We start from the raw sequence: 20,319 nt of genomic DNA, 5'->3' as shown, positions 1-20,319 counted from the left end.
GCATGAGTGATTTAGCCAAACAGCTATCGTTGTCATCTGCCAATATTCCATTACTGGAAAGTAAAACATGGATAGCAAATGACGTTAATAGCGACTATTGGAAAGTAGCAAAGTCTGGCTATTCTATGGTGGTAGACTCAAATACTCCCAAAAGTCACTTAACAACTATTATCTTTAAAAAAGAAATCTGCTCAAATGGGCTACTGACAGACGATTTGTTTAGCATCTTATTAGTGGATATTAAGCAATGCCTAATAAACATTATTGAAAGCAATGCAACTGAAAAACCTTATAGGCTGCAAGGCATATGTAGAAATTTTATCTATCTAATAGTTGCAGTGAACGAAGGTAGAAGCGAATCTGGCCTTCCTCCTATTCTCTCTCTCAGCCAAATTACAGAAGAGGATGTACTCGAATATGTTAAATCTTATGATATCGGTGCCGAAGTATTTTTTGCGGTCGTTGACGAATTAGCAGCTCTTAAAAATGATCCTAAAAAAGTTGATTGGGAAGACATAAAGGCCAAGTTGTCTATTAAGAATAAAACATTTTCAGTAATAAAGCAGCGTATTACAAATTCAAAAAATCCAGAACTGTATAAATCTAAAAAAACTGAAAACAAAAAGTTTGGCGATGCAAACACTAAAAGAGATATTAACGAAATGTATCTTCCAAACAAAAAGACGGTTCAGAATATTGTTGCTGATATAAATCATTTGTTCACTAGCTCTAATGGGCTTATCAGCCCAATCTCTTTTTCGCCTTACGATTTAATTGGAGGTGAAGAAGGGTTAGTTTGTATGTTCAAATCATTTCAAAGTGAAATTAAAACCTCAGTTATACCATTGGAAGTAGCTTTTCATTTGATCTCTACCTCACTCAAATTTCAGACTTCATACTCAAAAGCGCTGTTAGAGTACATGACAGCCGTAGATTTACATTACCAAAATTCGACAGCACACCTAGCTAAATCTACTTTAAAAAAAGACTGCGATAGAAGAGAGGAGCTATTTCATGAAGTAATAATGCCAAAAGAACTGTTACCATTAAAAATAAAAATACTCGGCCTTGAGAAAGAAACAAAAAACCAGAATTACTTGAGCCTAACTCAAGCGATATACTTGTACGTGGCTTCAATGTACATATTACTAGCATGTATATCAGCCACCAGAGAGTTATCAATTTTATTACTAAGAAGAAGTTGTTTTGAAAAGTCACCGCTAGATGGACTATGCGATATTGTATTCAAGCAAGTAAAATCTAATACAAACAACCGATTGCGAACTATTCACCGACCTATCAATGAGAGAATATATACGCTAGGACTTCAGTTTAGCGAGTTCTCACAATACCTAGAAAATAGATTCAATATTTACCATGAAGATAGTGAAAGTTACCTTTTCACAAATTTTTTTACCATAAAGAAAATTATCACTCGCCACTTTGATTGTACAGACGAAGAACTCATAGCGAACCACTTAAGCGATGACACCATGCAAACGCTATTAGATCAGTTCAGCGATTGGGCTGAGATCCCACTTATAGATGGTAAGCGTTGGTATGTTAATGACCACCAGTTTAGACGCCTATTTGCTATTTTATATTTCAATTTAACTGAAGAAAAAGGCATTGAAGAGCTTTCTTGGTTTTTGGGTCATGAAAGCTTGGAAATGACTTTTCATTACGCGGAGCAAAACCCTTCTAGCGAATGGATAGACGAAGCAATAATTTCTATTGCGAAAAGAGCCGCAAATATAAATCAGAATCTTAACGTTGACGAGGAAATAGCAAAAGTGGTTGAAGTTTCAAAAGAGAAATCGCTTAAGCTCAACTTGCAATTAGAAAGTGTTGTTTATCAAGCCATAAATGATCGAATTAAACGTACTGGCGAAGATGTTCATTTCGAGCGTGCTGATGGGAATGACATATATTTTTATTTTACGAAGGTAAAATAAAATGGGAAAATTTAAGACAGGCGAAACTTCAGCAGAAGTTAAAAAGCTAAGTGACGATATTACTGCTTCTATCAAAGAAAAAACGCGACTTATAAAAGAAGCCATCGAACTTGAACATCTACCTGAATACATCCCCTTAAATAAAAAACAAACAAGAATAAATGTAGGGGATGTACACTCTTGGGAATCAGAAGAGCTTGGGATAATCAAATACGTATACAATACTGCCAATACGGATAAAAACTCAGAACACCTAACAAAATTAAAAAATGCTGTTATAGACTTCAATCAATTTTTGGCAAAGAAGAAATTAGAACCACCTACCACTGAACAAAAATCAAAATCAAGCTACAAGACTAGGAATGACTTGTTAATAGAAGTTAACGAGTTACAAGCCCAAATTGCTATTTTGGACCGAGAAGTTGTTGAGATATTTCGCGCATTTAATCAACTAAGATCGTTCATCACTACCAATAACTATGACAATAAGAGATATCACGAAATTCTTAGAGCACTAGTTTTATCAGGAAATCAAAGGTTAAAGGCTGTAAAATGACAGATTTACGAATTGCAAAATTTCCTGATCTTAGTTTTTTAAAAGTATTGCCGAATGAACCATATAACTATCCATACTTTCTAGATTCAAATGGTCGCTTTGACTGGGAAGCTAATCTTTATTTACTTGAATACAGTGGCGGCAACCTATTGTATGGAGTTAAACCTGTTCCGAGTACTATCATTGCTCATGCTCAGAGCATATCAATCTTACTAAATTTCATAGAAAAAAGTGAAAACCTATCTCTGTTAAGCTTTTCAGATGAAAATTTTTATGATTATGTTTCACATTTAAAAAAGAGGATTATTGACAACGGCTCAATCAAAACTCACTGCCGAAAAGCAATTGATTACTTTTTATACCTTCAAAAAAACTATACTGACTTAAAACTTATTACAGAAACGGCAACTAATAGCAAACAGTATCAAATTCATGTTACTAAAAGAATCAGCAAAGCAGGCGGCAAATCTAAACCATATTATGATCACAAGTCCTTTGAAGGGTTAGTCAAAATAACTGAAGAAGTAGACTATATAAGGGATGATGAATTTATCGACTGGTTAGACGCTATTAATCATACTAAAGAACATCCTTCTCCCAGTCTAATCATTAAACTGCGCTGGGAGGCTATCAGCTACCTTTTAGATGCAACAGGATCAAGGATTAGTGAATTAAAAGACATTACTCGCAGCATAATAAAGGCAGCATACAACCCACTTGCAGATCTTGATGATGAAGTGCAAATCTCTAACATCCCAGTCAAGAAAGGAAAATATAAGGGTAAATCTAGAACAATTCCCGTATCAAATGGAACCATCCAGCTCCTAATGAGCTACATTAATGAAATTGAAGCCTTATGGCCTAATATGGATCACGACAAACTATTCGTAAACATGAAGAATGGTAAGCCATTATCTGGTAACTATCTAAAAAACTACACTTTGTCGGTTATCAAAAGAAGTAAATATGCAGATCGGCTTCGTCATGTAAACAATCACTCATTTAGACACCGCTACATAACTTTAAATGTTGCGAAGAAAATTAAAGAGCATGGCTCATCAGGGCCGATAACTAACTTACTTCCGTTAGCATTAAGTGCAGTCAGAAAGCTGACATTGCACGCCTCGCCTGACACCATGAATACCTATGTCCATTTAGCTCAAGACTATAACAATAGATACCGTCTAAAAAACGAACATGCGATGCTCAGTTCACTATTAAAAATTGATCTGAAAAAGTTAAAACGAATCAAAAAACAATATGATTCCGGCAAAGTTACCGAGCAAATAGCCTTTAGCAATATGCTTGAAATAATTAACAATCTTTAGATAACTTTATGGAACTAACATTTATGAATGAATTAGACAGGTTTGAGTGTGGAGACATACAGTTCAAAAGTGGTGATGTGGAAGAGGCCAAGTACGTTCGATAGTATTGCGTATCACTGCCTCTTGCCAACCACCTTACTTAATTACTCCCCCACATTCCCGTACCATCGATTTACGATTGTCATTAAGTCAGCTTCTTGAATCTCGTCATTCGACCATCCACTTGCAAATTTAATATCATTAGAATTAGGTAACTTTTCAGGTGATAGCTCCCGAATTCGAATTCTACTCGGAAGTGCAGCGGCCTCACCGACAAATATAGCTTCTCTTCTCGTTAGAGCTGATAACATTTTTGTTAAACCGCTTAAACTGTCAGGCAAAAACTTTGATACATGTTCTTGATCACTGGAATTCGACAATCTAAGAACAATCCAAGAGTTGCACTGAGATAGAACCGTACTTTCGACATCCGAGGGCCTTTGTGAAATAAGACCAAGTCCTAACCCGTATTTTCGTCCTTCTTTTGCAATACGTCGAATAGCTTCTTGAGCTTCTTTGTATTGTGCTTCACCTTGGTTCGGTACATATCGATGCGCTTCTTCACAGATAAACAGCACTGGGTCTTTTTCTCTTTCATCTCTTGTTTGCCAGAGCTTGTATTGAAATAGAAGACGAGATATTAATGCTGTTAACGGTCCAGCAACTTCATTTGGGAGACCCGATATATCGATAATACGAATATCTTTGCCATCAGCTTCCCCGACAAATTGTGACAATATTTCCTGTAGTTTAGGAGAAAACTCCTCATTATATTCTGTTAATAAAAAACTAAGCTGCGGGTTGGACCGAAGGACTTTTAGTTTTTTAAGTATGTTATCAACTTTATCTCGTCCTGATGATGCAGCCAAATCATCTTGTTTTCCAGTCTTGCGGCCTTGAACCTTGTCTATGTGCTTTACAAACTGTGCCAATTTAAATGGAACTGGCTTATCTCTATCAAAATTTAAAACCTGTTCTTCGGTTTTATCTGCGCTAAGAACGGCTTCAGCACCTCCATTTGGCTCAGCACCGACATCCTGAACATAACCAGCTTCAAGTAATCTAGCGTAAGCAATTGCCTCATAAACAATATTGTTTTGAGATGTAGCTTCGTGTTCAGTCTTACCAATAATCAGTGACCTCAGTTCATCACTAGACATAAGCCAATAAGGTAGCTTTAAAAGCTCTGCTTCATCATCGGCTACAGAAGCATCATTATAAGCTCTATATACTTTTGCTCTATCACCAAAAGCACTAGCATATTCACCATGTGGATCAATCATTACAATTCTGGGTTTCAATTTTGTACCCTCTGGCTCATGATCTAAAACAGAATGTAAAATTGAAGCTACTGTTCCTGACTTTCCGGAACCAGTTGACCCTAGGATTGCAAAATGATGACCAAAGAGTTTATCAATATTTGCTCTGCATATCGCATTGTTACCTCCAATGTAATTACCTATGGGGACCATAGGTGTGATGGCTTCATCTTGAGCATTCGATTCCGCAGCTTTATAAACAGCCTCTAATTCATCATTGAGGCAGATATAAGCACTTTGAAGTGGCAAAGGGTAAGTTTCAACACCACGAGAGAAATGTAGCTGGGACTTACTGTTGGACCATATTCCTTGTCCAAACAAATCAGCCTCTAAAATGCGCGCATCATCTGTAGCATTGATTATTTTACTATTATCATCAGAAATCAGCTCTGATCTCATTTTAAGCGACCGAACAAAAGCAAATAGTAACTTTCTGCCAAAATGCACTTTAATAATACTACCCATTTGACCTACAGAATAAACTTGCCCATCAACGGCACGAACCAGTTCGTTCACATTGTCATCAATTTCAATTCGTAGGTTATTGCCGGATACCTCAATAATCTTGCCTATTTTTAACTCAGCCCTTGCTTGGAAAACATTACTCATGATATTTCCCCTGTTTTGATGAACTGAGTTAGTCCATCAAAACGCCACCATGTATAATTACTGTCATCAGATTCTGCTAAAGGAGTTGTTGAATTATGATAAATCCCCAACTGACCAGCAACGTACACTCTAGCACCAATCTTAGGACAGGAAAGCCACGAATCTAAAGTTTTATTAATAACGACTCCATCTTTCGGTGCTTCTTGAATGAAAGCAATTACTGTCGTTTGATTAGATTCGCTTCTTAACGCACTTTCTATTTCAGCATTAATATGGTCATCTCCAAAACTGTAGCCACAGGTAATTAATGTATTTTGCTGACCATTCATTAGGGTTTTTCTTAAACCTAGAAATAAACTGGCAAAAGGATCTTTCTGCGTTTCTACATATTTAGTTGCTTGAGGGTAAATCATAATATTTGCAGGGTCTGATAAGTATTTAGTTCCATACCGTGCGCGTACTAAACCTAAATCATTATCTCGGTGCCAATCTATCGAACCATGCAGCTTATATAAATGATAGGTGTTTGCATCTGTTGAAGTATTTGAAAACTCTTTTTCTGCATTCCAAAAACCTACAGCGCCTCCTGAAAATCCATCACACACTACTTTTTTATGTAGAGCTAAGGCATCCTCTAACAATGTGTCGTAATTCGTAGTAAAAAATGTTGTTTTTGAGCGTCTTTCTAGATTTGACTGGCTAATCAATAGTGCTTCTATAAATTTCAAATGAGGTTCTATTTCAACAATTGGACTTTCGGCTTTGCCAACCTCCTCTTCTATCCCACGCTCCGCATTTGGACCTACGTAGCCATATCTGACGATCCCTCCGATAGCCTTAATGATTTCTAGATATAGCTGTTTTAACTCCTCTGATGTATAACTATTAGCACCAAGGTATGCGGTTTTGTCCTTTGAACGGTCTGCAATAGCAAGAAGATCACCTAAATGGCTCAAGTAATGTTCAACATGGCAGTCGTCAGTTAGGTCCTCTTTTAAACAAGCCAAAATCTCATTTTCTTTAGCACCTGAACCTTCTTGGATAATTTTTTCAACACGATTGGTCAATGGATACATTAAAGGTATTTTTGAATCGAAGCTTATGCCAGCCCCAAAAAGCCAATTTTGTCGGCTTTGCGAGCTTAAAAGCTGTTTTAAGTTTTCCAATCTATTATCAAATTCTTCCATAATTTTCTCTTCAATATTTTAGCTATCGATTACTCTATTAGGCTAAGTGGTAAATTGCTTAAACAATTTTATAGTACGCGAATCTTGCATAAAACATAAACTCCGCTTCAGCCATGTTCAAAACTAATTTAAAAAAATCACAACCTTTACTAGTTAACTTGAGCTTTAAACTCAATATTACCAACTCTTAAATTATTCCACTTAGGTTTAACTGTCTTTATTTCTGAATTCTGTATGTAACCTTTAATGTAACGATTTTCATCTGGATTATGAGTAGTCATATATTTTGACTCCCACTTACCATTATTTTTAAACCACATATCAGCAGATGTTTGGTAGTTATTTTCTGTTATAACAATGTACTCTGGTATTCCATCATCGTTCAAATCTTGCGCGACCAAATAATATGTATTGCCCCTGTATGTAGACCAGCGTCTTTCAGTTTCCTCTTCATAAATTACATTTAATAGGTCTTCGGGAAAGACTTCCTTCCTAGGCCAAAAAGTTAATAGGGTTTCAAATTCGGAGAATGAGTTTTCATCAGTCTCAACTTGGTGATTAACGTACATACGTTCTATTATCGCGACTTTTTCTGGGGAAACGTCTTTCAAGTGTTCCTTTAATGTTTGCAATTGAAGATATCCCTGTCGGCCTAGCGACCTACCGAAGTATGCATAATCAAAGTCATCGTAACTAATTTTTCCCTCTTCCAATCGAGATAGTTGGCTTTGAGCTGAAATATACTGAAAGTTTAATATAGGGGAATTAACGAGCAGCATTGCTGCTAAAACCGCTATTCCCATAGCAATGTTGACTGAACTTAGAGTTTCCAACCATGCGTCTCTTTTTTTCAATATTCCAGCTAGATAGCCGAAAGAAAAACAGGCCAACAAAACCCAAACCAAGATTGCCCAACAACGATCCACTGTTAAACCATATTGTTCAATGCGCAACCAGAGTCCATAGATAGAAATTAAGCTATAAATAGGTAGAAGCGCCACACCAATAAACACAAGTCGGTGCAAAATTAAATTGTATGGCCTCTGGTGAGATTCATCTTGATAAACAGCATTGACGAAAAACAACGTTAACGCTTGTAACCACATTACCAATAAACTTCCAGATCCAGTTTTCCACAGCGCACCTAATCCAGTGAAAGGTAAAGTAATCAAGAAACCTAAAGATACAATGGTTAACGCAGGTAACAAGAATTTGATAAGGGTTTGAAGGATTGTAGAAATGTTATCAACTGTATGAATAATATTTCTAAAGACAATAACGGCAAAACCAAACGCTAAGTTTAATACAGGAATGACAAACCAATCCTTTTTTAACAATTCTTTGAAAAACTCAATTTCTAAAACCGCAAATAAACCAGCTCCGAGGTTAAGTATTCCCCAAAAAATTCCGACAAATAGCCAACACTCACCAAAAATTATAAAGTTTCGCCAAGACAGTTTGAACAATGAACTGTAGCTGACTTTTTTGTTGCTAATGTACTGCTGGATATACATCAAGGCTTTGAAAGAGGCTATAAGTGCCGTAAAGCAAAATACAGCCATTGCTGTACTATTGTTAATATATTCTTTTGGTTCTTGCTGGTAGCCGACATATGCCCCCAAAAACGACAACACCATAGAGAAAGGGACAATATACTTTACTGTCTCTTTAATATTTGATTGTGTTATGCACAAAAAAGTCAGCAAAGGTAAGCTAATAGCTAAGGTTGCAAGAGAAGTTAACCAAACAGGGTTTGTGGCAGGCCAGAAGTTTTGCTCAACACTTTGATAAAGTAAGGTAAGTACAATACCTTGTATTAGAGAAATAGAAATTATGAGCGGTTTTAGTAATTTGTTATCCATAAACTTTATTCTTATTGAGTTCCAATAGTACTATTTAAACACAATAATTTAGGATCTCGAAATTACTTAACGCTATTGATATTTAGACGAAAAACAGGCTCAAAAAAATTTAAGATAGACTGTCCCGGTTCATGCCTATTGAATGCAATTCTGACTGTTTATGAGGCTAATTTCCTGAGGTGAGTAACCATTCCTGAGCATTTCAAAATCTTGATACTGTATCCCCGCCTTTATTCCATCTCCTTCTAAGTGATAAATCGAGCCTGATTTAGTTTCTACAATGCGTGCGTTTGAATTGATTTTGGCAATGACAGAACTACAAACATAATCATTCTCAACGAATCTGCATGTGTTATCCGAAACCACAATACCAAACAACACTACAGCAATTTCTCGGTCCCCCTCAAGAATAGAAACTAGTTGCCAATCTTTTAAAAAAGTCCCCATTTCAAGTCCTACATGTACAGCGTTTCATAAAGTACGTTTACTCGACATTTACTCACTTGGTTGCTATGAAATCACTTAAAAGTGCGTCTTTCTCAACTTTATCAAAGTCAGGTTCTAAAAAGACAGACATTGAGATCAATGCTTGTTCGCCCCAGTGATTATGCCACTTAAAAAAAGACTCTAACGTGTTAATAATATAGACTTTTCTGCCACTTTAATTAGCATTTTTAACAAAATTTTTAGGATCGGATACTGGTGTTGGCCTTCTTACAACCATTTTTCGCCATATGCACTTATCCGTAATAAAACTATGACTTGACGTTGTTATCTCTGAAGGACCTAAAACCATCTTGCTTGCTCCACCTTCCTCAAATTGAAATAAACCAACTTCTTTATTAAAGGCAAAGTAGCTTTCGCTATTTAAAACGCTATCTCGTCCCAAGCAAAGAATTCTATCTTGGTCTTCAAGTATCGATTTTAGGTAATTTCCTTGTTCACTAAACCAAAGATTAAATTCATTTGAGCCTTCAAATGGAGTGTTTTCAAATATCCATATCTCCCTAGCTTCACAATGAGATATACCAACTTGTCTTTTAATTTTCTTTGCTTCAATTGATATCTGTTGACTGAATTTCGCAAGTACCTTTGTGTGAGGTATTGATAATAATTCCATACGGTTCCCCAATACTAATTTGCTACTGATGCCAGATGATGGGAAACACTTTACCGATAGGCACGTTTTCTGACTTAACGTATTATCATAATGATAACTCATAAAGATAATTTTTCAACTTATTATCAATTTGATTGAATCATTATGATAACTCTGTAAGAATTAATTTTATAAAAATTAATTCAGAGATTTTATGTCCTTAAATAAATTAGGATATTTTCAACAACTGAGAATAGAATTTATTGAATTTAGGCTTGAGTACTTTTCGTCTATTTCAAGAAAGGACTTAATGGAACAATTTGAAATTGGTCCTGCTAGTGCTTCTCGTGATCTTGCTATTTACATAGAACTAGCACCTAACAACCTTGTACTTCGACATGAGAATAAGCAGTATTTTCGTAGTAATGACTTTTCTCCGTTCTTTGATCATGAACATCAGAGCGTGATAAATAGCCTTTCAAATGGATTTGCAGGAATTACAAAAAATAACAAAACCTTAAAAAACAAGTTAGTTGATTTAAGAGTTATTGAAAATTTCGATCTAGCAACCTTAGGTGCGGTATATCGCTCTCACATTTCAAACAAAGAACTAGAAATAGACAGCGATTTTTTTAGTATCAAAAGAGTATTCTTATCAGAATCAGGAATAGTATCTATTGAGCTATATGATGTTAAAAATCAAAGAATTTTCAATCAGAGTTTAAAAAATATTAAATAACCAAGTAGTGTTGTAATCCAATGCTCAACTAAAGTTCTTTTAAATCAAAACTGACTTAATGATTTTAAATGAGTTTAACTAGGTAACAAGAGGTTCCCAATAGTCCCAATCAACACAATGGTTTTCTATAAACTCTTGAGTCCACTCGCTTTCACTATCGATTAAATTCAGAACAATGGTGTTTTCGTTTGACTGCCTAATATCAACATTGTCCTTTCCATAATGAGCAATACGGATATCATACATCTGGCATCCCATACACTTACAGTCATCGCTGGTACATTTATCATTAAGGAGAAGGGTTACATCATTTACAAAATCACGATAAAGTTGAGTAAACGTTCCGTCACCATTTTCTTTTGTAAATAGCAGACTAAATCGCCCAACTTCATCTTCTTCAACATACTCGTTTTCTTTTTTCAATTCAGCGAGATCTTCGATTATTGAACCTCTAATTAATTTTTTTTCATCATTGAAGAAAGGGTCTACAAATACGCTAATTTCGTTTTGCTTGCTCCAGTGCATGAATTTATCAAATTCCGCATCGGTTTTTATTATGTCTAATCTATAAGCTTTTGGTGAAAGCTCCACCTCCAACCAATTTTCTAAATAAACTTTTAATTCAGACGGATCTGTAATTAAAAATACAGTATCTTCTTGCGTTAGGTATTTACCCGTTTCTGTATTCATGAACACAATTAAGGGTGCATAATAATTATTTAATTTATCGTATTTTGCGCCAATTCCCCTCGTATACGTCACTACATTGAAGGAGTCACACTCAACTAAATCTATAGGATTTATATAGTTACTTTGAATTTCTTTCTTCATTCCCTGAAGACCGCCATCTGAAGAATAGCAAAGAGGGCTATTCTGAGCCTTTGAATCTATACGCCACTTCTCAAGCCTTGAGCACACATCTAACGCAACTTGTTCATTATAGCGTTGGACTTTACCTCTCTCTTGCACATATTGACTACTCCCATTTTTTAGATTGATTTTGATGCAAAAACCACCTTTTACATTACCTTCAGGTTCTGAATTCCATAAAACGGTCCTTAATTGCCGAGTGTTAGGGTAAGCCTTTATCCCTGCCCATAAACCTTGACTGTTCTCAAGTAAGGATATCCATTTATTAAAATCAAAATTATTTAACTCAGGATATTTTGAAACATGTTCACCTGACATAATTCCTATTATTCTGTCTGACGGACGTAAACAATTAGGATGAATACTGCCAGCATCAAAGGGAATCCCATCCTCTTGCACCTCAATTACAAACGATGGATATGAAAGACCATGCTCGCAATGTATACATATTGTTGCGTCATTACTTTCTATAATATGATTTCGTACCTTTTCAGAATAGGCTTTTGCCAAAGGAGTATTATTGTGCTCATCATTTTCATTGGAGCTAACTTGAGTAATCAAAAGTTTTTCTGAGAATACAGGAAATTCTTGTAAATACCTTTCTACACCTTGAAACGTAGAAAACCTAGCATACAACTTATATTCGATGCCTGTTCTCATTACAACCGAATCTTCCTTAAAAGTAGCTTTGAATTCACCTTTCTCATCAAACCTTATTAATTCTGCAACCACGTAATTGTAATTAGGGTCTTTTGATTCCATTAAAACCCATTCTTTTCCAGAAGAAATTGAGAAGTTATCTGGATCAAACTTAACTTTAAAAAAGTTATCTAGATCTTCATTTCTAGGCTCTGGATCATCTACCCTGAATTTACTCAATAGATTAACTATTCCATCACTATCTACCGACTGTCTATTCTTAGCCCAATCCAAAGCTTGAGCTATTACAAGGTTCCAAATAACACTTGGCTCCACACTAAACTTGTTCAATAGCGATTCTAAAAAGCTCTTTTCATTGATTCCGTCCTTTTCAACATCTAAGACAACAATATAGATTTTCGATAATAACCTTTGAATGTCTTTCTTTGATGGACTGCCAAGGTTGTTTTTCGAGTACGATTTTTCAATACAACGCTTTAATTTTCCGTATGCGGCAAGCTCAGGGCTACTCATGGGATCTTGTGATATAGAATTCGCATTCAAACGCGCAGAATTAACCATTTTCTTAAGATGCTTTTTAATTGGTAAAGATGTCTCATTAGACGTAATTACAACATAGGAATCCTCGCTATTTTGCGACTCCTTATTTTGACGAACAAGTTGCTCAATAGTCTTTAAAAAGTCAGATTCATCTGCATCAGACAAGCTCAGTTTTCTCTTTACTTGCAAATATGTCTTAGATTTGGAATGAGTAAGTACAATATCATCAACTGCGTCATCAGTTTCAAAAGCGACCTTTAAAACTCTTTTGTCGTAAACTATTGACTCAAGAACTTCAGCACAATTGTTACCAAGCGCCATTTGTATTAAAAAATATGACGCAACCCTTTGCTGGAAGTCTGCACCAGCATTCATTGCAGCACCGCCACTGTTATTAGCCAATTTACTACTCCCTATTGAGATCGTCTTCCACTTACTCTCTTTTAACGCTTCGCTGATAATTCTTGATATTGCTTTTTCAAAAAGCGATTCTCTTTTGTATAAGTAGAGCGTGAATAATGACGCAATGAAATATTCAAAGAATTTAGATCCGTCTCACTAAATTTGTCGCTGTTTATTGTTAAGATATATTGCTTGCGACTGAGCATTGAAATATTTTCACCAATAAAATTAATACTCTTGATCAAAGTATCTTGATCAACGTCAAATATGTTGTCATGAATTAATAATCCGGGGTGATTTTTTGAGGTATGTTCATTCGTTAATAATGCAAAGTCGTATAAAAATACTTTTTCTCGATTAATACTATGACTACCATCTGAGTCTGTACGCAATTCGAACTTCAAGATCTCCTTTCTTTTAGACACTTCTATTTCAAATGAGCTTCTACGGTTTCCAAAAACATAGTCATGCATTTCAAGAATTGTATTTTGGAATGAATTTACTATGTTTTCTGAATTTTTTACAAAGCTTTCCAATAAATATATCTCGCTTTCCCTATCTCTCTTTTTATCCTTGTATTCACTATCGTAGTCAGTGTGCTTTTGAATGAATGAAGACAATGCGGAGAATTCTTCTATCTTTTTTTCATGGATAGCTATTGTCTGCTTTAAACTAACAAGAACACCTTGTTGATCTAGTAAAGCAACTTTTTCACTATAAAGTTTATTTAAATTAGAAATAATCAAATCGAATTCTTTCAATTCTTGTTCAATTGATACTTTTCTTTCTTCAAACAAGTTCCTTTGAAATTCATCAATTTTTCTCTTAAATTCAGATACTTCATCAAGCTGACGCTTTATTAAATCCCCTAAACCATCTTTAAATTGGTTGTAAAGCTCAGCGACTTCGTCACCATCAATGTAATTATCACCTTTAAATAGTTTTATTTTAGACAATTCTGATTTTAAAAGGGCTTGTTTAGAGCGTTTGCGTTCAAGCTTATTTTCTAATTCAATAATTTCGTCTCTAATTAAATCGTACCCTTCAATATTTTCCAGCTTATCAATATCTGTCTGAATCCTTCGTACTTGATTTTCTAATTCATTAAGATCGGCTTTTGATTCAGATATATTCTTCCCTGTTAACGTAACAATGTTTTCTTCCATTTTCTTTCTGGCTTTAGAAATATTTTCCATTTCTGCGTGTAATTTTTTTGCTTCAGCATATGGATGAGGCTCAATACCCAATAAAAACAAATGTGGTGTATAATCGGGAGGGATTCTTTTATTAGTGTCAAAACAATTAATAATCGACTTAAACTCAGAACCTTCTTCTCTAATCAAAGGCCCCATCATCTGTCTAAATGTAGGAGTTTTCTCAAATTCAAAGCTGCAAAACATTAAACTACTTAAATGATCAATTGCATCAGACAAATTTGAATAGTTCTTTGTAATACCATTAATAATTAAGATAGGGCTATCATGGTCTTTTATAGAACGTCTACTTGTAATCTCGTATCCATTTAAAACGAAATCCAAGCAGACAACCGTCTCGTCTGATAAGTCTTCGCGAGGTATAAGAGATACTCTACAATCGCTATGCCGTTTTAGTAAGGCAAAATTTATAAACTCAATAGCTAAGGATTTTCCAACACCATTAGTTTTATCAATACCTTCAGTTGTTTCCCCCAATATAAGGTTTAGCCCTTCCTCAAATAGAATTGGTTCAAAAACTTCAGGCTCACTATATAATTTATTTAGTTTTAGCATTTTTTATCAAATATGGTTCTTCAAAAATAACTATATCCAAGGAATATAAAAATATCATTCCGAAGTAGATATTACGTACAGAGATATTGCTTCCCTTCCTTAAAGCCTTCGCCAAATCAAAAATACTGACTTTTCCGTCTGTCGAACTCTCTATATACTTGAGTATTTCCGCTCCCACGTAAGGAGCCGACTTTTTTAGGTCCTCATCCTTAGTGAAAACATTAAACATATCTAATAACCTCTTTATTAGGAAAAACGTTGCATTTTATTAAATGCTTAATCACAAAAAATTGAGCTGCGCCAGAGTCCGCTTCAAATCCATTTTCATTTAACATATTTATAAAATTTTCAATTAATTGAGCAAACGCACGCCTTGGGTCACCATTACACTCTGTTAAAATTTTGTCACTATAAATCCGTAAATGCTGAGCAAGTCTTCGAATTTTTACAGGCCCTATATCCGATTCCTGTTCAACAGAGTCCAATACTGCACCGTAATCTTGATATAAATTTAAGAACTCTTGTTTTAAAAAGTTTGCATGTTCTGAGAAACGTTGATTAATTTTTTCATCAGGGAAAGGCTCATCTAAGAAACCAGTACCCACGGCAGGGTGTTCTTCATCACTTATTAGCTCAATAAGCCGAAGAATTGTCTCTATGTTGCGAGGAAGGCTCTCACTAGGTTTTACGTAAAGTTGCTTGTTTAAAAAAACAGAAACTTCTTCAATTTTTTCTAGTGGCAAATCATTTATCATGACAGCCAAATCACCAACGTCCCAAATATCTTTTTTAGTATCTAAACAATATGAATCATCGCCTACTGAAGATATCTTATGAGCTGTCTTTTCAACTATATTCAAAATGATTAAGCGGTCATAGTTTTTAAACAGTGTTTTTTCAATGAATTTTTCAACAGTGTGGCGAGTTTTAGAGAGAGAAGATGTTGATGTGACTTGTATTGCAATTCTTGCATTGCTATCGCCTAGGTCGATTGCCGCAGAGTTCGGTTCAATAATATTAATATTTTGAAGGTTATAGCCAAATGCTAAGTTAAGCAGATCTCTATAAAAATTTTCTGAATGAACATTTATGTCAGTAAGGTTCAATTTATTACTTACAGACACCTGAGTTGATAGCCAAGTAAGTGAGTTAATTATAGACTTCTGGTAGTCTTGTCGATTCATCCTTGCCTCTTATAATATTCACCCATTAGCTTAAACTAACATATTAATATCATTTATTTAAGTTACCGCAAACTGATTTAACTTTTTAAAATTTTGCCAACTTCCCCCAAATTTGAAACTGAAAAGTTGGCGTTGATAAGAATTTCGTTAGCTATTCGAAATTAGCTCTAAATATTCAGCTTCGGTTATAACTTCCACGCCTTTTTCTCTAGCTGCATTAATTTTGTTCTCGCCAACTTTTTCACCCGTAACTAGCAAATCTGTCTTTCCTGATACCGATTTGCCAACTTTGGCACCAAGAGATTTGGCTTGTTTCTCCATATCACCTCTCGACCCTTGTTGCATCGAACCAGTAAACACAATTAGTTTATCAGCAATCGCAGAGTCACTAGAACCTACCTCCGATAACTTTGGTGTTACTGACAAATTGAAATCTAAACCATAAACCTTGAAAAACTCGTCCCTGACATTTGCCAGACCTTCAACAATAGCCTCAGCACTTAATTGAGCAAAACCATCTATCTTTACCATTTCTTCAACTGACACATCAAAAAGCTCAGTTATAGAATGATGCTGTAGTAGCTTTTCACAATTACCACCTCCCAATCGGCTTACGCCAAAAGCAGCCAAGAATCTCCAATCTTCAATTTCTATTTCTCTACTTGCTTGCAATTGATCAACAAGGTTTTGAGAAGTTTTATCACCAAAGCCAAACCCTACAAATTTATGCTTTGGTATTTCATAAATTTCATGAATATGCTTTATGCCGTAATTAGTAATTTTTTCAATTACTTTTGGACCAAAGCCATCTACATTACCTAACGTTTTAAAGAAGTGTATCAATGTGTTTTCTGTCTGAGCTGGGCAATCAGATTTGTTTGGACAAACTAAGTGGTCAGACTCCCAAATAAGATGAGCATTACAACTTGGACAATTCTCAGGAAGTTGTGGTGTTGCAGGCTCAATCACTTTTTCAATTTTAGGTATAACTAAACCACTTCTAACTATTTGAAGAATTGCGCCTTTACCAACACCTTTATCTTTCACCATTTGGTAATGATGAACGGTGACTCGGCTAATTGTAGCACCACTTAACTTCGTTGGAACAAGTTCTGCTACAGGTGAAATACGCCCTGTTCTTGATGTTTGAGGTATCACATCTAACACTTCAACTTCAGCAGATTCATCATTGACCTTGAATGCAATTTGCCATCTATGAAACTTCCTCGTTGCCCCCATGTGTTCTTTTATTTGTTCATTAGTAGTTTCTATGATTAAGCCATCGATGTCGTAATCAACTGCATTCCACATCTTTTCAAGTATGTTTTCAAAGTCAGATAACAATTCTGAAATGCTTCCCGTCCATTTTTCTAATGCTGAAAACGGATAAAATACACAAGCCCCTTCATCAATTGCTTTTTGGACATCCTTATCTATTTTTTTCTCTGCGATTATTGCCGCTTGAATATTTCGTGAGTTCTCAAATTTGTCACTTAATACTTCATCAAAGTAGCTTTTCTTAATGACGATCTCTCCGGGGCCTAACGCTCGACCAGCATTCTTAGCTACTTGTAGTCCTCGTTCAAAAGCACGAGTTATATCCTGACCTCTAGTTCCATCACCACGAGTATAAAGAATTGTTCCATCATCATATGCTGCATACCCATCTAATTTAGGCGTGATTTTTAATTCAATGGAGTCATGATCAACATCAATTTCTGTCGCTGCTTTTGTAATTCTATCAGTCCATTTTTTTATTTCTTCAAAAGAATAAGCTTTATCTGTGGAAAGCATTTTTTTTGGTAATGGAACTGTTTTACTATCAATTATTACCTCTGGCTCAACATCCAATAAAAACTGATTTTCAGGATCTATTGTCTTAAGATAATCCCAGTATTCATCATATTGAACATCTTCAATAATTGGCTGACCTGATCTATAAAGTGCATTTGCAACTCTTAATACAGTTTCTAACTCTTCTGGCTTGTAGTCATTAGCGGAAAATAACTTTTCAATATCAGTTAATTTTGCATTAAGTTTAAGCTTTTCTATAATGGCTATTTGATCATCATTAAATTTAAGTTCAGACATGACTACTTACCCTATGCTGCCATTTGAAAATCAAGTTGAATTCTATTTGAAATAATTTCTTTGTCAGGTGTGAACATTACATTCACATCGCCGGCGCGGCGTATAATTACTGTATCGCCTACCTTTACGCCTAAGCGGGCTATTTCATCGCCATTGTGCAGCGTTGCGTTTGATACCGTAACACCGCCTACAAATACAGGCTCTAAACGCGCTACCGGCGTTATTGCGCCTGTGCGACCAACCTGAAATTCTACATCAAGTAACTGGGTTATTTCTTCTTGCGCAGGAAACTTATAAGCAATTGCCCAGCGCGGTGCACGTGCAACAAACCCTAAACGCTCTTGTAAGGCTTTTTGGTTTATTTTAATTACTACGCCATCAATTTCATATTTAAGCTCGCTTCTGCGCGTTAAAATATCACTGTAGTAATCTAAAGCCGCTTGCGTACCTTCAACTAACTTTGTTTCTGGGCACAGCGGTAAACCCCAATCGGTTAATTTTGCCAATTGTTGGTAGTGATCCTCAGGGATTGTGCCATCGGCCACCAGCCCTGTGCTATACGCATAAAACATTAGTGGGCGCTTAGCGGTGATTTTTGAATCAAGCTGGCGTAGGCTACCTGCGGCTGCATTTCGAGGATTTACAAATACTTTTTCGCCACGTTTTTCGGCTTCGCTGTTTAGCTTTTCGAACCCTGCGCTATCCATAAATACTTCGCCACGTACTTCAAGCTCTGCGGGGTAATCGCCACGCAGCTTAAGAGGCACATTGCGGATTGTTTTTACATTTTGTGTGATATTCTCGCCAGTAAAACCATCGCCACGAGTTGCGGCCTGCACAAGCACGCCGTCACGATAAATAATCGACACAGCCAAGCCATCTAGCTTAGGCTCACAACAAAAAGTGAGCTCATCTTGGCTCATTAAACGCTCTTTAATGCGGCGGTTAAAGGCGCTAAACTCTTCTTCACTAAAGGCGTTATCAAGCGATAACATGGGCACTTGGTGAGCAACTTGTTCAAATTTACTCAGCGCAGCGCCTCCTACCTTTTGAGTGGGTGAGTCTGGCGTTAAAAATTCTGGGTTTTCTCTTTCAAGGGCGCTTAACTCGCGCAATAGTCTATCGTACTCTGCATCAGGAATACTGGGTGTATCAAGGACATAATAATTGTAGTTGTGTTGCTCTAACGTACTACGAAGATGATTAATTTGCTCACTAATGCTGCTAGACATTTAAACCTCAAAAAACATAAAAAAAGCCACTTTTAGGTAAGTGGCTTAATAAAAATAATGTGTGCGTATAAATTACGCAGAAAATGCACGAACCTGCTCAACATATTGACGAACGCGCTCAACGGTCATTTCTTCACGCTCGGCATCTAAAATTTGTGCACCAAATTCATCGGCAATTTTCTTAGCTGCGCTATGTAACATATTAAAAGCAGCCAGCCCGTCGCCTTCACAAGGTAAAGTCATAAATAAGCTAACCCCTGCGGTGCTAAACTGTTCCATATTATCAATATCAAACGTACCTGGGTTATACATATTTACTAATCTAAATAACACTGGACCTTGCCCTGCAGGGTCTATGTGGCGATTAAAAAAGCCTTCTTCTGAATATTTAAATCCTAAGGTATTTACTGCAGGCAATAACTTACTGCCTTGCATGCTTAGTCCCTCAGGCATTTGAATATGCACAATAACAAAGTCAGACACATCTGCTGGCGCTTCTTTTTCGCTCTCTGGCTCTGGTTCTAGCTCTGGCTCTGGCTCTTGAACTACTTGCAGGTCGTCTTCAATGGGTGTTTGCGCCACGCTAGTATCTATTTGCGGCTCGTTTGCATCAAAGTTTAGCTCACCAAATTGCGGCTCATCTCGCTGGGCAACAACCGGCTCTTTAGGTTCAACTGGTGTATGCGAAGGTGTATCTTGCATTGGCTCAACCCGCTCTGAAGGCGCTGCCTCTGGGCTGTCTTTTTTTCTAACTGACCATAAACCATGTACTAATAAGCCACCTATGACAAGTACACTGATCACAATTAAAACCAATCTTAGTTCTTCGGCCATCCCCTCACCTTTTATTATTTGTTATGCCTAAACCCGTGTATTAA

General features: G+C 36.1%; 14 protein-coding genes and 1 pseudogene. 4 read left to right on the top strand and 11 right to left on the bottom strand.

The window, feature by feature from the left end:
* Positions 1 to 2 precede the first annotated feature (2 nt).
* The 3 genes from MTF68_RS13865 to MTF68_RS13855 are packed head-to-tail and all read left to right on the top strand — an operon-like array spanning position 3 to position 3,839.
* Positions 3 to 1,955 carry a hypothetical protein gene (locus MTF68_RS13865; protein WP_248462809.1) on the top strand — a complete coding sequence of 651 codons (1,953 nt, stop codon included), beginning with the start codon at positions 3 to 5 and terminating at the stop codon, positions 1,953 to 1,955.
* A gap of 1 nt (position 1,956) precedes the next feature.
* Positions 1,957 to 2,511, top strand: coding sequence for a hypothetical protein (locus MTF68_RS13860; protein ID WP_248462808.1), 555 nt, complete (start codon positions 1,957 to 1,959; stop codon positions 2,509 to 2,511).
* On the top strand, positions 2,508 to 3,839 hold the full coding sequence (locus MTF68_RS13855; protein ID WP_248462806.1) for a site-specific integrase: 1,332 nt from the start codon (positions 2,508 to 2,510) through the stop codon (positions 3,837 to 3,839). Before MTF68_RS13860 ends, MTF68_RS13855 begins: the two co-directional genes overlap by 4 nt.
* A gap of 143 nt (positions 3,840 to 3,982) precedes the next feature.
* Here MTF68_RS13855 and MTF68_RS13850 read toward each other — a convergent pair whose 3' ends face one another.
* The 5 genes from MTF68_RS13850 to MTF68_RS13830 form a co-directional block, all read right to left on the bottom strand.
* Positions 3,983 to 5,806: an ATP-binding protein gene (locus MTF68_RS13850; protein WP_248462804.1), complete on the bottom strand. Its 1,824-nt coding sequence runs from the start codon at positions 5,804 to 5,806 to the stop codon at positions 3,983 to 3,985.
* Positions 5,803 to 6,993, bottom strand: coding sequence for an SIR2 family protein (locus tag MTF68_RS13845; protein WP_248462803.1), 1,191 nt, complete (start codon positions 6,991 to 6,993; stop codon positions 5,803 to 5,805). The genes MTF68_RS13850 and MTF68_RS13845 overlap by 4 nt, the downstream gene beginning before the upstream one ends.
* Before the next feature lie 149 nt (positions 6,994 to 7,142).
* A complete protein-coding gene (locus tag MTF68_RS13840) occupies positions 7,143 to 8,855 on the bottom strand; it encodes a DUF4153 domain-containing protein (protein WP_248462801.1) in 1,713 nt (570 codons plus the stop codon).
* Positions 8,856 to 8,990: 135 nt separating this feature from the next.
* Entirely contained in the window at positions 8,991 to 9,302 is a 312-nt protein-coding gene (locus MTF68_RS13835; RefSeq protein WP_248462799.1) for a hypothetical protein, read from the bottom strand.
* Positions 9,303 to 9,516: 214 nt separating this feature from the next.
* Positions 9,517 to 9,975, bottom strand: a complete 459-nt coding sequence (locus MTF68_RS13830) for a hypothetical protein (RefSeq protein WP_248462798.1) — start codon at positions 9,973 to 9,975, stop codon at positions 9,517 to 9,519.
* A 289-nt stretch (positions 9,976 to 10,264) separates the two neighbouring features.
* Here MTF68_RS13830 and MTF68_RS13825 point away from each other — a divergent pair, with 289 nt between their 5' ends.
* A complete protein-coding gene (locus tag MTF68_RS13825; protein WP_248462797.1) occupies positions 10,265 to 10,693 on the top strand; it encodes a hypothetical protein in 429 nt (142 codons plus the stop codon).
* 78 nt (positions 10,694 to 10,771) lie between these two features.
* On the opposite strand, the gene MTF68_RS13820 is transcribed toward MTF68_RS13825, so the two are convergent.
* The 6 genes and pseudogenes from MTF68_RS13820 to zipA all read right to left on the bottom strand — a co-directional run bounded on the left by MTF68_RS13820 (position 10,772) and on the right by zipA (position 20,275).
* Positions 10,772 to 13,165: a hypothetical protein gene (locus tag MTF68_RS13820; RefSeq protein WP_248462796.1), complete on the bottom strand. Its 2,394-nt coding sequence runs from the start codon at positions 13,163 to 13,165 to the stop codon at positions 10,772 to 10,774.
* A gap of 41 nt (positions 13,166 to 13,206) precedes the next feature.
* Positions 13,207 to 14,934 carry a DUF2326 domain-containing protein gene (locus tag MTF68_RS13815; protein WP_248462795.1) on the bottom strand — a complete coding sequence of 576 codons (1,728 nt, stop codon included), beginning with the start codon at positions 14,932 to 14,934 and terminating at the stop codon, positions 13,207 to 13,209.
* A 221-nt stretch (positions 14,935 to 15,155) separates the two neighbouring features.
* The gene (locus tag MTF68_RS13810; RefSeq protein WP_248462794.1) at positions 15,156 to 16,118 is read right to left on the bottom strand and encodes an SMEK domain-containing protein; all 963 of its coding nucleotides are present in this window, start codon (positions 16,116 to 16,118) and stop codon (positions 15,156 to 15,158) included.
* Between the two features lie 147 nt (positions 16,119 to 16,265).
* On the bottom strand, positions 16,266 to 18,209 hold the full coding sequence (locus MTF68_RS13805; RefSeq protein ID WP_248462793.1) for a BRCT domain-containing protein: 1,944 nt from the start codon (positions 18,207 to 18,209) through the stop codon (positions 16,266 to 16,268).
* An 83-nt stretch (positions 18,210 to 18,292) separates the two neighbouring features.
* Positions 18,293 to 19,441 (bottom strand): annotated as a pseudogene (ligA, locus tag MTF68_RS13800) (NAD-dependent DNA ligase LigA); the annotation flags it as partial.
* Between the two features lie 72 nt (positions 19,442 to 19,513).
* A complete protein-coding gene (gene zipA, locus MTF68_RS13795; RefSeq protein ID WP_248462792.1) occupies positions 19,514 to 20,275 on the bottom strand; it encodes a cell division protein ZipA in 762 nt (253 codons plus the stop codon).
* Positions 20,276 to 20,319: the final 44 nt, after the last annotated feature.

Source organism: Pseudoalteromonas sp. 2CM37A, assembly GCF_023161885.1.
Lineage (GTDB): Bacteria > Pseudomonadota > Gammaproteobacteria > Enterobacterales > Alteromonadaceae > Pseudoalteromonas > Pseudoalteromonas atlantica.
The sequence above is the reverse complement of the archived record's forward strand: the minus strand, read 5'-3'. Positions and strand labels throughout refer to the sequence as shown.

Bases quoted from the DNA above. Each gene is read 5' to 3' on its own strand.
- MTF68_RS13865 (WP_248462809.1), top strand. From the start codon at position 3: ATGAGTGATTTAGCCAAACAGCTATCGTTGTCATCTGCCAATATTCCA.
- MTF68_RS13860 (WP_248462808.1), top strand. From the start codon at position 1,957: ATGGGAAAATTTAAGACAGGCGAAACTTCAGCAGAAGTTAAAAAGCTA.
- MTF68_RS13855 (WP_248462806.1), top strand. From the start codon at position 2,508: ATGACAGATTTACGAATTGCAAAATTTCCTGATCTTAGTTTTTTAAAA.
- MTF68_RS13850 (WP_248462804.1), bottom strand. From the start codon at position 5,806: ATGAGTAATGTTTTCCAAGCAAGGGCTGAGTTAAAAATAGGCAAGATT.
- MTF68_RS13845 (WP_248462803.1), bottom strand. From the start codon at position 6,993: ATGGAAGAATTTGATAATAGATTGGAAAACTTAAAACAGCTTTTAAGC.
- MTF68_RS13840 (WP_248462801.1), bottom strand. From the start codon at position 8,855: ATGGATAACAAATTACTAAAACCGCTCATAATTTCTATTTCTCTAATA.
- MTF68_RS13835 (WP_248462799.1), bottom strand. From the start codon at position 9,302: ATGGGGACTTTTTTAAAAGATTGGCAACTAGTTTCTATTCTTGAGGGG.
- MTF68_RS13830 (WP_248462798.1), bottom strand. From the start codon at position 9,975: ATGGAATTATTATCAATACCTCACACAAAGGTACTTGCGAAATTCAGT.
- MTF68_RS13825 (WP_248462797.1), top strand. From the start codon at position 10,265: ATGGAACAATTTGAAATTGGTCCTGCTAGTGCTTCTCGTGATCTTGCT.
- MTF68_RS13815 (WP_248462795.1), bottom strand. From the start codon at position 14,934: ATGCTAAAACTAAATAAATTATATAGTGAGCCTGAAGTTTTTGAACCA.
- MTF68_RS13810 (WP_248462794.1), bottom strand. From the start codon at position 16,118: ATGAATCGACAAGACTACCAGAAGTCTATAATTAACTCACTTACTTGG.
- MTF68_RS13805 (WP_248462793.1), bottom strand. From the start codon at position 18,209: ATGTCTGAACTTAAATTTAATGATGATCAAATAGCCATTATAGAAAAG.
- zipA (WP_248462792.1), bottom strand. From the start codon at position 20,275: ATGGCCGAAGAACTAAGATTGGTTTTAATTGTGATCAGTGTACTTGTC.